The organism is Egibacter rhizosphaerae, assembly GCF_004322855.1.
GTDB lineage: Bacteria > Actinomycetota > Nitriliruptoria > Euzebyales > Egibacteraceae > Egibacter > Egibacter rhizosphaerae.
Genome location: NZ_CP036402.1, coordinates 4,474,831 through 4,487,767, shown reverse-complemented (window position 1 = coordinate 4,487,767; position 12,937 = coordinate 4,474,831). Strand labels below are relative to the sequence as shown.

8 protein-coding genes are annotated in these 12,937 nt (G+C 72.7%); 6 read left to right on the top strand and 2 right to left on the bottom strand.

The features are described 5' to 3' along the window. Positions 1 to 294: 294 nt before the first annotated feature. Positions 295 to 1,032 carry a proteasome subunit beta gene (gene prcB, locus ER308_RS20575; protein ID WP_131157143.1) on the top strand — a complete coding sequence of 246 codons (738 nt, stop codon included), beginning with the start codon at positions 295 to 297 and terminating at the stop codon, positions 1,030 to 1,032. Positions 1,033 to 1,113: 81 nt separating this feature from the next. Beyond that, positions 1,114 to 1,830, top strand: coding sequence for a proteasome subunit alpha (prcA, locus tag ER308_RS20570; RefSeq protein ID WP_240732141.1), 717 nt, complete (start codon positions 1,114 to 1,116; stop codon positions 1,828 to 1,830). 26 nt (positions 1,831 to 1,856) lie between these two features. Here prcA and ER308_RS20565 read toward each other — a convergent pair whose 3' ends face one another. Then, positions 1,857 to 4,289 (bottom strand): hypothetical protein, encoded by a 2,433-nt coding sequence (locus ER308_RS20565; protein ID WP_131156713.1) that lies wholly within the window; start codon positions 4,287 to 4,289, stop codon positions 1,857 to 1,859. 112 nt (positions 4,290 to 4,401) lie between these two features. Between ER308_RS20565 and pafA the strand changes: the two genes are divergently transcribed. Then, entirely contained in the window at positions 4,402 to 5,757 is a 1,356-nt protein-coding gene (gene pafA, locus ER308_RS20560) for a Pup--protein ligase (RefSeq protein WP_131156712.1), read from the top strand. A 26-nt stretch (positions 5,758 to 5,783) separates the two neighbouring features. On the opposite strand, the gene ER308_RS21900 is transcribed toward pafA, so the two are convergent. Continuing rightward, the gene (locus tag ER308_RS21900; protein ID WP_165492288.1) at positions 5,784 to 8,426 is read right to left on the bottom strand and encodes a transglycosylase domain-containing protein; all 2,643 of its coding nucleotides are present in this window, start codon (positions 8,424 to 8,426) and stop codon (positions 5,784 to 5,786) included. A gap of 179 nt (positions 8,427 to 8,605) precedes the next feature. Between ER308_RS21900 and ER308_RS20540 the strand changes: the two genes are divergently transcribed. The 3 genes from ER308_RS20540 (at position 8,606) to ER308_RS20530 (ending at position 12,884) form a co-directional block, all read left to right on the top strand. Next, a complete protein-coding gene (locus tag ER308_RS20540) occupies positions 8,606 to 10,624 on the top strand; it encodes a helix-turn-helix transcriptional regulator (protein WP_131156711.1) in 2,019 nt (672 codons plus the stop codon). A gap of 142 nt (positions 10,625 to 10,766) precedes the next feature. Next, positions 10,767 to 11,102, top strand: a complete 336-nt coding sequence (locus ER308_RS22165; protein WP_205745774.1) for a hypothetical protein — start codon at positions 10,767 to 10,769, stop codon at positions 11,100 to 11,102. A gap of 168 nt (positions 11,103 to 11,270) precedes the next feature. Then, positions 11,271 to 12,884 carry an NfeD family protein gene (locus ER308_RS20530; protein ID WP_131156710.1) on the top strand — a complete coding sequence of 538 codons (1,614 nt, stop codon included), beginning with the start codon at positions 11,271 to 11,273 and terminating at the stop codon, positions 12,882 to 12,884. The last annotated feature ends 53 nt before the right edge of the window (positions 12,885 to 12,937 follow it).

The following is a 12,937-nucleotide window of genomic DNA, read 5'->3' as shown; positions in this document are numbered from 1 at the left end:
CGGGGCGACGACGGCCGCCTGAACCGCTCGACCCTCGGTGCGGGCAACGATAGCGTGCCAAGCTCGTGGCAACGTGACACGCGCAGGGAGAACAGGACGAGCCCGACCGCCAACACCTCCTGCGGGCAGGAAAGGCCGCCCCTAGGATGCCCACCGTGCCCCCATCGACCGGAGGACGCGCCTGTGACCACCCGTGACCAGGGATTCGACGTCTCTCGAGAGGATCCCTCGGGCCCTGGCTTCAGCGTCGGGAGCAGGGGCCCCTTCGACCCCGGGGGATCGAGCTTCTCGGCGCTGCTGGAGCGGTCCGCACCGGACGCGCACCCGCGGCTCGACAGCTTGCCCGAGCACGTGGACGGGACGACGGTCCTCGCCCTCACCTTCGGACGGGACGACGAGCGGGGAGTGATCGTGGCCGGCGATCGACGGGCCACGGCCGGGAACGTCATCTCCAAGCGCGACGTGCGGAAGGTCTTCCAGGCCGACGAGTGGTCGGCGGTCGCGATCAGCGGTGCGGCCGGACCGGCCATGGAGCTCGCGAAGATCTTCGCCACCGAGTTGGAGCACTACGAGAAGGTCGAGGGTTCACCGCTCTCGCTCGAGGGCAAGGCGAACAAGCTCGCGCAGATGGTGCGCAACAACCTCCCGATGGCGATGCAGGGCCTGGTCGTCGTCCCGATGTTCGCCGGTTTCGACCACGGGAGGACCACTGGGCGCATCTACGAGTTCGACCCCACGGGGGGCCGCTACGAGGAGCGCCACTTCGCGAGCACCGGCTCTGGCGGCAGGGACGCGCGCGGGAGCCTGAAGGCCCGGTATCGCGAGGACCTCTCGCGGGAGACCGCCATCGACATCGCGATCGAGGCGCTGTGGGACGCCGCGGACGAGGACATCGCCACCGGTGGGCCTGACGTCGTCCGCCAGATCTACCCGCTGGTGACCGTCGTCGACTCCGACGGCTATCGCGAGCTCGAGGACGACACGGTCGCCGAACGGGTCGATGCCGTCATCAACCAGCGCCGCAGGTCCTAGTCGCCGCCCGATACCGCAGAGTTCCCGCCCCACGAGCCACCCACCGGTCGCACGCGACAGAGGAGCAGTGCCGTGTCGTCGATGATGCCCTACGTCTCGCCCGAACAGATGATGAAAGACCGGGCGGACTTCGCCCGGAAGGGGATCAGCCGCGGGAAATCGGTCGTCGCGATCGAGTTCGACCGGGGCGTGCTGTTCGTGGCCGAGAATCCCTCGACGACGCTGCACAAGATCAGCGAGATCTACGATCGTGTCGCGTTCGCCGCCGTGGGCAAGTACAACGAGTTCGAGCTGCTGCGCCGACAGGGGATCCGACTGGCCGACATCACGGGCTATCAGTACGCCCGTGAGGACGTGACGGGCCGTTCGCTCGCGAACGCCTACGCGAATTCGCTGGGCAGCGCCTTCACGGAGCCATCGAAGCCGTTCGAGGTGGAGTTGCTGGTCGCCGAGGTCACCCCGGACGCCGTGGACCTCTATCACATCCTGTACGACGGCTCGATCTCCGACGAGTCCGGCCATGTCGTGATCGGCGGGACGACCGAACCCGTGAATCGCCAGCTCGCCGACCGCTACGCCCCCGGCATGGACCTGGGGGCCGCGTTGCGCGCAGCCCACGCGGCGCTGTCCTCCGGGGAGGATCGTGCCGTCGATCCTCGCCGGCTCGAGGTGGCGGGCCTGGATCGCGATCGAGGTCGCCGCAAGTTCTTCCGGCTCGAGACCGAGCGGGTGGTCGAGTTGCTCGACACCGGCGACGGGACGGGCTCTGCCGACGAGTCCGGGCAGGGCGCGTCCTGACTCGAGCCTCGCGGGCTCGTCACGAGTCACGAGTCGGGGGCCGTGGCCTCGGGCGTCGTGGCCTCGGGGGTCGCGGCCTCGGAGTTCGTGTCCGCGGGCAGGAACGCGGCCGGGTCGCCCGCGTCGGACCACAGCACGAACGCGCCGCCGACGGCAACCGCTCTGTCGCCGTCGGCGTAGGGCGGGGGATCGGGCAGGACCGACCACTCGCCCTCGGTGTCCATCGCAGCCGCGCCGGCCCGCCCGTGGTGTGCGTCACCGATCCGTGCTCCGCCCCACAGCACCACACGTCCGTCGACGAGCGCTGCCGGGCCGCCGCCCGGGGCATCCCAAGGGGGAGCGTGCACGGGCCAACCGGATTCGGCCAGCACGACCTCGGCGGACTCGGCCGACCACGCGCCGGCGCGTCGTGGGTCATCGTCGGTCGGTTCGGGCGACACAGCACGGGGTGAGGCCGGCAGATCCGCGACCGCCTCGACCTCCCACTGCCCCTCCCGCAGGGACGCGGCGACGATCTCGTCCTCCCAGTCGGAGGCGAGTAGGCGCAGCTCGTCATCGACGGCGGTGACCACGGCGGGCTCCACGTGCCCGGGCGGGTCGGGCAGGCGCTGCCAGGCGTCCTGACCCGGGTCGTACGCGGCCGCTCCCGAGGCGCTGACCACCACGAAGCGGTCACCGTCCCACATCCCGCTCGGGCGGGCGACCGGGGGCAGCGGCGCGTCGGGCAGCCGGCGCCACTCGTCCCGCTCCGCGTCGTAGACCGCGCCGTCGGCGTACGCGTCGTCGTCCCGTTCGTTCTGCGGCGTCCTGACGGCGCGGGCGCCGCCCCACACGAAGACACGCCGGCCCGTCGACGCCGTCGCGGGTTCGTACCGGCCCGCGATCGGGGCAGACGCCACCTCGCTCCATCGCCCGTCGAACGAGCGGAGGACGAACCCGTCACGCTCGAACTGATCGTCCGCGTCACGACCGCTCCACGCGAGCAGGCCGTCCTCGAGGCCCGCGAGCGTCGGGTCCCGACGATCATCGGGAAGTGCCGGGAGCGTCTCCCAGTCGCCGTCCCATCGCGGCGCATCGGAGGGGGGCAACGCCACCGCCCCCGGCGGGCGCTCGCGCCACACCGCGCCGCCGTCCTCGCCCCAGACGAACAGGCCGTCGCCCGACCAGGCCGACGCGGCGCCGGGGGAGAGCGCATCGGGCGGGCGGGCGAGTTCCCGCCATACCGCGTTCTGCTCGCTGCTCGATCCCGGCGAGACCCCGGCGGCCACGAGCACACGTGCGGCGTCCGGCGCGTCCGCGGGCCAGACGAGGGCCCGGCCGCCGGGCAGCGGTTCCACCCGGGGTTCGGCGCGAGCGGTGCGCCCCGGAAGACGCGGCAACGCCGTCCAACCCTGCGACGGGTGCCATCGCCAGGCCGCGTGGACCGCGCCGCGGCTCTGCGCGGCGCCGGCCGCGGTGATGGCGCCCTCATCGTCCATGGACGCGTCGGGGGTCCATTGACCGCTGAACGGGGCCGGGTCGGGGTCGTCCCAGCCGTCTCCTTCCCACGCGACCGCGGCGACCGCGGCCCCCGCCATTCCACGCGGGCCGATGTCGGCGCCTGCTCCGCCCTCCCCAGGATCGTCGGCGAGAGTCTCCCCATCGCTCGGCCGGCCGAACGCGACGAGTCCCTCCGGACCGGCCGCCAGGGCGGTCACGCCCTCGAGCGGTGGATCGGGCAAGGGGTCCCAGTGCGCACCGGCCAGCTCGACGACCGCGCCGCCCGTGTCGGCCACCCAGGTCCGGCCGTCCGCCGCAGCGGCTCGCGTCGCGGTCCACCGGTCGACGGGCGGGGCGGGGAGGCGCGCCCATTCCTCGTCATCGACGTCGAGCCGCAAGGTTCGCCCCCCGTCGGCTCCGAGCACGACGAGGTCGTGGTCGTCCCACAGCACCGTGCCCCCGGGGGCAGCCGCGTCGGGCGCGTCGGGCAGCGACCGCCATTCCTCGCTCGCGGGATCGTACGCGGCGCCATCGCGGTGCCAGGTGCCGGCCTCGGGGTCGCGGCCGCCCCACACCACGAACTCCGCACCGGTCCACGCCCCGCCCGGCTCGGCGCGGCCCGGTAGAGGCGCCTCCGGCAGCGGGCTCCAGCCCCCCACGGGGCGACCGATCGTCGTGACGCGCTCGGTGGCCGCGTCGTCGTCCTCGGCCGGGTCCGGCTCGACGCGATCGGGCGGACCCTCTCCCGTCCCCGGCTCGACGCGATCGGGCGGATCCTCTCCCGTCCCCGGTTCCACCGTCAGGTTGTCGACCTCGTCGGGATCGCCGGCCTCGACCTCCACGGACCCGTCATCCGGTTCGTCACCGGGCGCGAGGGATACCGCGATCCCCGCGACCGCGACGGCCGCCGCCGCCAGGAGAACGCGATGGCGTCGACGGATGCGCCGCGGCGTCTCCCCGGCCTCCCAGTCGTCACTCACGGCATCACGCCCACCGGCTGTCCGGAGCCGATCACGTCCCCAGTGTGACCCTCGCGGCCGCTGGCCGAACCCAAGCCGTAGACTGGGCATCCCAGAGCCGGGAGGAACCCGCATGGAACGCCGCATCTTCGGTCTCGAGGTCGAGTACGGCGTCACGTGCGCCTTCCGCGGGCAACGGCGCCTGTCACCGGACGAGGTGGCCCGCTACCTCTTCCGCCGGGTCGTCTCGTGGGGGCGCTCCTCGAACGTCTTCCTCGAGAACGGCGCCCGCCTCTACCTCGACGTCGGCAGCCACCCCGAGTACGCCACGCCCGAGTGCGACTCGGTGCGGGCCGTCGTCACACACGACAAGGCGGGGGAGCGGATCCTGGAGTCGCTGACCGAGCAGGCGGAGCAGCGACTGCACGAGGAGGGGATCGCCGGCGAGATCTACCTGTTCAAGAACAACACCGATTCGGCCGGCAACTCCTACGGCAGCCACGAGAACTACCTCGTGGCCCGCTTCGGCGAGTTCCAGCGGCTCGCGGACACGCTGATCCCGTTCCTCGTCTCGAGACAGATCTTCGCCGGCGCGGGCAAGGTGCTGCAGACCCCCCGCGGCGCCGTCTACTCGATCTCCCAGCGAGCGGAGCACATCTGGGAGGGGCTCTCGAGCGCGACGACGCGCAGCCGCCCGATCATCAACAGCCGCGACGAGCCGCACGCCGATGCCGAGCGGTACCGTCGGCTGCACGTCATCGTCGGCGACTCGAACATGAGCGAGTACGCCACGTGGCTCAAGCTCGCCACCACCGACCTCGTGCTGCGCATGGTCGAGGCCGGCACGGTGATGCGCGATCTCTCGCTCGACAACCCGATCCGCGCGATCCGCGAGATCAGCCACGACATGACCTGTCAGCGCCGCGTCCGCCTCGCGGGAGGTCGCGAGATGAGCGCGCTCGAGATCCAACGCGAGTACTTCGAGCGAGTCGCCCAGTTCATCGAGCACGAGGGCTCCGACCCCGAGACCGACCTCGTCCTCGCCGAGTGGGGGCGGGTGCTGGACACGTTGGCAGACGACCCGCTGAAGCTGTCCCGCGAGTGCGACTGGGTCGCCAAGTATCACCTGGTCGAGGACTTCCGCCGCCGGCACGACCTGCCGCTGTCGAGCCCCCGCGTCGGGATGCTGGACCTGCAGTACCACGACGTGAGCCGTGCTCGGGGACTGCAGCAGTTGCTGGAGCGCCGGGGAAGGATGGACCGAGTCGTCGATGACGAGGCGATCGCGCACGCGATGGAGAACCCGCCGGAGACCACTCGGGCGGCGCTGCGCGGGGCCTTCATCCGCGAGGCCAAGCGCCGCCGGCGCGACTTCACCGTCGACTGGGTGCACCTGAAGCTGAACGATCAAGCCCAGCGCACGGTGCTGTGCAAGGATCCCTTCCGCTCGAGCGACGAGCGCGTCGACAAGCTCATCGCGAGCATGTAGGGCCGCGCGGACCCGCAGTCCACCAGCTAGGGGTCCTCCTCGGCGCCGTCGTTGTCGTCGTTGCCGCCGCCGTTGTCGCCGTTGTCGCCGTTGCGGCCGTCGCCGCTCTGCCCGTCCGCGCCGTCGTCGCCGCCGTCGCCGCCGCCGTTGCCGTCATCGGCCCCATCACCGTCACCGCCACCGCCACCGTCGTCGGGCTCGTCCTCGTCGTCGGGCGGCGGGTCGGGGTCGTCCGGCGAGTCCTCGTCGTCGGTGCCGTTCCCACTTCCTTGCGAGACCGCGATCGTCACCGTGATGTTGGCGGAAACCGCTGCGCCCCCGCCGGGGGACTGGTCGACGACCTGGCCGGCGGGGGAGGACGAGCCCACCGGGTTGACCTGGACGTCGAATCCGGCGTTCTGCAGTGCGGCGATGGCCGCACCCTCGCTCGCGCCGACGACGTCAGGGACGTTGACCTCCGGCGACTCGCCGGTCGAGACGTACAGGTCGACCGTCGTCGCGATCTCGGTGGTGGATCCACCGGTCGGTGACTGCTGCACCACCTCCCCGGCAGGAGCGAACGAGCTCGTCAGGGTGATCGAGGAGCCCAACCGGGCCTGCGCGAGCTCGGCGACGGCCTCGTCCTCGTCCATCCCGGTCACGTCCGGAACCTCGACCTCGTCGCCGTCGAAGTCGGCGGCGAACTGGTCCCGATCGACGTCGGGGAACCGCTCGGGCTCGGCGTCCTCGAGCACCCGGGTCATGAACGTCTGCCAGACCGGGGCGGCGAGGTCGCCGCCCGTGGCCCCGGGCATCGGCACCTGCCCCGAGGGGTGGCCCACCCAGACCGACGTCGAGAGATTCGGCGTGAAGCCAGCGAACCAAGCGTCGGCGCTGTCGTTCGTCGTTCCCGTCTTGCCGGCGACGTCCCACCCCTGCATCCGGGCCGCGGTACCCGTGCCCTCGTTGACGGTCTCGAGCAGGATGTCGCGCCCCACCGCGTTCACCCCTTGGGGGATGACCTGCGTCCCGTCGAACTCGTGCTGGTAGAGCGTCTCGTCCCGGCTCTCGACGCGGTCGATCAGGTACCAGTCGTGGTGGATCCCGTCGTTCGCGATGGCCCCGTACGCGCTGGCCATCTCGACCGGCTTGATCCCGTGCGTCAGACCCCCGAGCGAGTACGGCCCCCACAGTTCATCGTCGTCGCCGTAGGCGGCACGATCGATCCCGAGCTCCTCGGTAAAGTCGACCACATCTTCGGGGCCGGCCATGAACCACAGCTGCGCGTAGTACGTGTTCACGCTGTTGCGGGTGGCCTCCGCGAGGTCGATCGAGTCGTAGTCGGCCCCTCCGAAGTTCCTGGCCTCCCACGTGTCGTCCCCGGGGGCCTCCTCGAACTCCATCGGGCTCCCGGACTCCAGCATGAGTTCCGGCGGGAACCCCTGGCGCAGGGCCTCGAACAGGGTGAACGTCTTGAACGCACTGCCGGGTGGACGTCGGCCCTGCGTGGCGAGATCGAACTGCTCGTCCTCGAAGCTGCCCCCCGAGTGCACGGCCTGTACCGCGCCACTGGCCGGCTCGACGGTCGCGATGGCCGCGGTCGGCTCGCCCTCAGGGAAGGACTCGGCGACCACGTCGCGGGCGATGTCCTGCAGGTCCGGATCGATGGTCGTGTGGATCTCGATCCCGCCACCGAACAGCAACTCCGCGCGCTCCTCCCGCGTGTCGCCGTACCGCTCGTCGGCGAGGAACTGGCGCTTGACCTCCTCGACCACGAAGGGCTCGCGGACCTCCCGCTCCCGGCGTTCCGCGATCTCGAGATCCGCCTCGGTGAGGTCGTCCACCACCCGCCCGCTCAGGTACCCCTCCTCGGCCATCGCACGGAGGACCCCGTCACGACGCGCGAGCGCAGCGTCGGGCTTCTCGCGAGGGTTGTACGCGTTCGGGGCGGCGATGAGCGAGGCCAGCAGGGCGCTCTGGTCGGGGCGCAGGTCGGCGGCGCCGACGTCGAAGTACTCCTCGGCCGCCGCCTGGATGCCGTACGCCCCCGAGCCGAAGTAGATCTGGTTGAGGTAGCGCTCGAGCAGGTCGTCCTTGTCGTGCTCGTCCTCGAGCGCCATCGCGTAGAGGACTTCCTGCAGCTTGCGGTCGAGGGTCTGGCTGTCGTCCAGGAAGTTGTTCTTCGCCAGCTGTTGGGTGATCGTCGACCCGCCCTGTGACACGCCACCCTCGCGGATGTTCGCGAACAGCGCGCGGCCGATGCCCTCGGGGTCATAGCCCTCGTGCTCGTGGAAGCGGCGGTCCTCGGCGGTCACGACGGCCTGCCAGACGTGATCGGGCAGTGCCTCGAGCGGCACCACCCGGCGGTCCTCCTCGTCCGCCAGCACCGACAGCAGCGTCCCGTCCGCGGCGTAGACGAACGACCGCTCCCGCAGGTCGGGCAACTCGGTGTCCTCGGGCAGGTCGGCGCTGACCTCGACCGCGTCGGCGACATCGAGCGCAGCCCTCGGCAACAGCGCCGTCACGAGGAGCGCGATGCCGACAAGGCCGGCCACGCCGACGATGAGGAGCGTGATCGCACGGACCGGCCAGGGACCCTCGCGCCGGGGTGGCGGCGCCTCGGGCCCCTCCGTGCCGGTGCTGGTGCGGCTCCAGCCGCTCGTGCCACGACCCCCGGGTTGATCGGCCACGCCGGTGCGTCCTCCCGACAACTGCGTCGCGCGCGTGCCCCCCGACACGCGTCGCCGGGCTCCGATCGGAGCCCGGCGACCCAGGGTATGTGACGCGGTGCGGTCCGCCACGAGGTGCACGGGCTACCCTCCTGGCCGATCGGATCGCCCACGCGACGTCGAAGGTGCAGGGGGAGTCGTTGGCAGGCCGGCTGGAGCGGTTGCTCAATCTCGTCATTGCCCTGCGCGACGCCCGCAGGCCGCTCACCGCCGAGGAGATCCGCACGACCGTGGCCGGCTACGGGCAGGAAGCCACCGCGTTCCGCCGCATGTTCGAGCGCGACAAGGCCGAGCTCCGCGCGCTCGGGGTCCCGATCGAGACGGCGCGCGCCGATCGCCTGGGCGAGGTCGAGGGCTATCGCATTCCCACCGACGCGTACGAGCTCCCACCGCTCGACCTCACACCGGAGGAGCTCACCGCGCTGGCCGCGGCCGCCCGAGCGGTGCAGCTGGACACCGCCGGGCTCGACGCGCCGGGTGGCCTGCGCCGCCTGGCGGCGACCGAGCAGGGCCAGGCCATTCCGAGCGCTCACAGCGGGGGACTCGCCTTGCGCCTCACCCCGGACGGCGAGGTGCTGCCCCCGCTCCTCGGTGCCTTGCGCGAGCAACGGCGGGTGCGCTTCGACTACGCGCCACCGGACCGCCGGCCCGAGACACGCAACGTCGAGCCGGCCGGGCTCGTGCATCGCAGGGGTCGCTGGTACCTCGTCGCGTGGGATCGGGACCGGGGCGCGGATCGCGCGTTCCGCGTCGACCGCATCCGGGGCGGGGTGACGTTCAACTCCGAGCCCGGCGCCTTCGAGAGCCGCCCGACCGTCGACGTCACCGAGGTCGTCCCGCCGGCCGAACCGGTGGAGCTCGAGGTCGCGGTCGCCCCGGGGGTCGAGGCCGAGGTCGCGCGAGCCGCCACCGAGCCGGGCCGGACCCGGACCGACGGGTGGACGCGATTCCGGGTGCTTCACCGTGACAGCGATGCGGCCGTGCGATGGGCGCTCGCGCACTTTCCGGAGGTCCGGGTCGAGGGGCCGCCGTCGGTCGTCGATCGAGTGACCGCGGCGCGGGCGCTGCTCGCGGCCGAGCCGTCGGACGCCCAGGCCGCCGACGTCGACGTGGACGGCTGGCGGTCGGCCCTGGTGGAGGCCGAGCGTGTGCGCGGCGAGGTCGAGGAGGCCGGGACACGGGAAGCCGCGGGGTCCGACGGCGGGGTGGCGACCCGCATCGACCGCCTGCTGGCCCTGGTCCCGTGGGTGTTGGCCAACCCCGGAGCGACGCTCGACGAGCTCGCGAACCGGTTCGGCGGGAGCCCCGAGGACATCGCCGCGGACCTCGACGTGCTCGGTTACTGCGGGGTGCCCGGGTACGGCGGTGGGGATCTCGTCGAAACGCGCGTGGTCGGGGACCGGGTCACGATCCGCCTCGCCGACTGGTTCCGGCGCCCGCTGCGCCTCGACCTGCCCCAAGCGCTGGGCCTGCTCCTCGCCGCGCACGCGGTGGCCGCGATCCCGGGCGGGCAGCCCGGGATCGCGGGGAGCGAGCCCCGTGCGGGCGGTCAGGCACTGCTGGAGCACGCAGCGTCACGGCTCGCGGCCGCGCTCGGCATCGACGAGGTGCCGGTCGCCCTGGACGTCACCGGCGACGGCGACGAGTGGGTCGCCGACGCGCGCGAGGCGGTCGAGGGCCGCCGCGTGGTCCGGCTCGTGCACCGCGCCGCCGACGCCGCGGAGCCCACCGTGCGCGAGGTCGAGCCGTGGGCGACGATCGGCGCGGACGGGTGGTGGTATCTGCGCGGCTGGTGCCGCAGCAGCCAGGCACCCCGGGACTTCCGGCTCGATCGCGTCCACCGACTCGAGACCACCGGGGAGCTCGCGGCCGCACCACCCCCCGACGCGACGGCCCGACCCCCCGGGTACCGGCCCGCCCCGGACCACCCTCTCGTCGTGCTCCGAGTGAGGTCGTGGGCCCGGTGGCAGCTCGAGGGGACGGGTGCCGTCGAGGAGGACGGAATCGCGGCACTGCGCGTGCGCTCCCTCGATTGGGCGGCCCGTCTCGTGCTCGCCGGGGAGGGCGGGCTCCGTGTCATCGACCCGCCCGAACTGGCGGCGCGGGTGGCCGCGCTCGCACAGGACCCAGGTGGGAGCGCCGGCCCGACGCGTCGCTAAAGGTCCCGCCTCGACAGTCGAGACCTCCCGTAGGGCCCGGACGGCCCACGCCCCGGTGCCGCGGCCGCAGCGCGGGGAACGCGGCACGAGCAACGCCGACGGACCAGCCAGCGGGGGCAGCGCGTCGAGAGAGGTGACCGGCATGACGACGATCAAGGCGACGTGTCCGCACTGTGGCGAGGTCAGCCTGACACCCGCCGACATCGACCTGCGGGTCGACCCCGGTGAGCCCGAGGACGCGTCGTACGGGTTCGTCTGTCCCGACTGCGCCGCGGCGGTCCGCAAACCGGCCGACCAGCGCATCGTCCGCCTGCTGGTGAGCGGCGGCGTCGAGGTGCGCGACCCGGAGCCGGAACCGCTCGAGCAGCGCCCGGCCGCACCCCCCCTGACCCGCGACGACCTCCTCGACTTCCACCGTCTGCTCGAATCGGACGACTGGTTCCAGCAGCTCTTGACCAACACGCCCGAGGACTTCTGACCACGACCGACAGGCCTCGCCCCGTTCGGCACCCGCGGGAAGGCCGATCGTGGGGGAGGGGGATTGTCAGCACGCGCAACCTGCGACAATGGGGGCATGCGCGCGCTACGGAGTCCGCCAGTTCCCGCGTCCGGCGCACCCGCGCCCACCGGGCGCACGGTGACACCGATGGGCGGCTCCTGGGGCGTGCGCCTGGCCTCGCTGCTGATCGCGATGGCGGGATTGCTGCTCACGACAGGACCGTTCCTGGGTGCCGCAACGGCGGACGCGACCGAGACGGACGCGACCGAGACGGACGCGACCGAGACGGGGGAGAGCGAGCAGGCAGAGTTGGCGGGCAGCGTGCTCGCGATCGAGATGGACGGCACCGTGACGCCCGCCATGCGCGACCATCTCGAGCGCGCCATCGACGACGCGGCGGCCGCCGATGCACGGGCCGTGCTCGTCACGCTCGACACCCCCGGCGGTCAACTGGAGACGACCCGCGAGATCGTCGACCTCATCCTGGGGGCGGACGTCCCCGTCCTCGTCCACGTCGCTCCCACGGGGGCACGCGCGGGCTCGGCCGGCACGTTCATCACCTACGCCGCCCACATCGCCGCGATGGCCCCTGGAACCACGATCGGCGCGGCGACCCCGGTGGACGGCGACGGCGAGGAGGTGCTCGACAAGTTCGTCGAGGACAGCGCGAGCTACATCCGGGTGCTGGCCGAGGAGCGGGACCGTGACGTCGAGTTCGCCGTCTCCGCGGTGCGCGAGGGCACCTCGATCAGCTCCGAGGAGGCCGACGATCGCGGCGCCATCGACGTGCTCGAGGACGATCGTCGCGGGCTGCTCGAGGCCGCCGACGGCCGCGAGGTCACGGTGGCGAGCGGCGAGACCACCCTCGACACGGCCGAAGCGCCCGTGGTCGAGCGGGAACTGGGCTTCGCGCGCCAAGTGCTGCAGGCCATCGCGAACCCGGACCTGGCCTTCATCTTCCTGAGCCTCGGGGTGCTCGGGATCCTCTACGAGTTCGCGAACCCCGGCGCGGGTCTGGGGGGAGCCGTGGGCGCGGTCATGCTGATCCTGGCCTTCTACTCGCTCTCGGTGCTGCCCACCACCCTGGCGGGGGTCGCGCTGCTCGCGCTCGCGGGCGCCCTGCTCCTCGGGGAGCTGTTCGCGCCCGGCGTCGGCGCGTTGGCGGGCGGCGGGGCGATCGCGCTCGTCGTCGCCGGACTGCTGCTCTTCGAGCAGCCCACCGGCCTGGGCATCTCCTGGTGGGTGCTGTTCCCGACCGTATTGCTCGCGGGCCTCGGGGCCGTCGGGATCGGGGTCGTGGCCGCCCGCACCCGCACGCGCCCGGTACGTTCCACCGGTCCCCAGCGGCTGGTCGGGCACGTCACCGAGGTCCGCCGCATCACGCGACGACCCACCGAGGTGCAGGTCTACCTGGACGGCTCCTGGTGGCAGGCGCGCAGCGACGAACCCCTCGAGGAGGGCCAGGAGGTGCGCGTCGAGGGCGTCGAGGGCCTCGTCCTCCGAGTGGCGCCGGTCACCGAGTCCGACTCGCCGTCCGAACCTCCGTCCGACTCCCCGTCGGATCCCCCTGCCGAGCCGCGCGTCGACACGCCGCCATCGAACGAGCCGGGCTCGCCCGACGCGTCGCGTGCCGGCGCGGACCGACCGCCGCGGGCACGCCCACGGCGCGACCGGCATCGCGAACCCGACCGGCCGCGCACGCGGCCGCAGCGTCCCGCGCCCGACCGACCGCCCGAGTCCGGCACCCCCGGCGAGCGATAGCGCCACGCGGGACCGCCCGGATCCGAACCCCAGCATCCGTCAGCCCCCAAGGA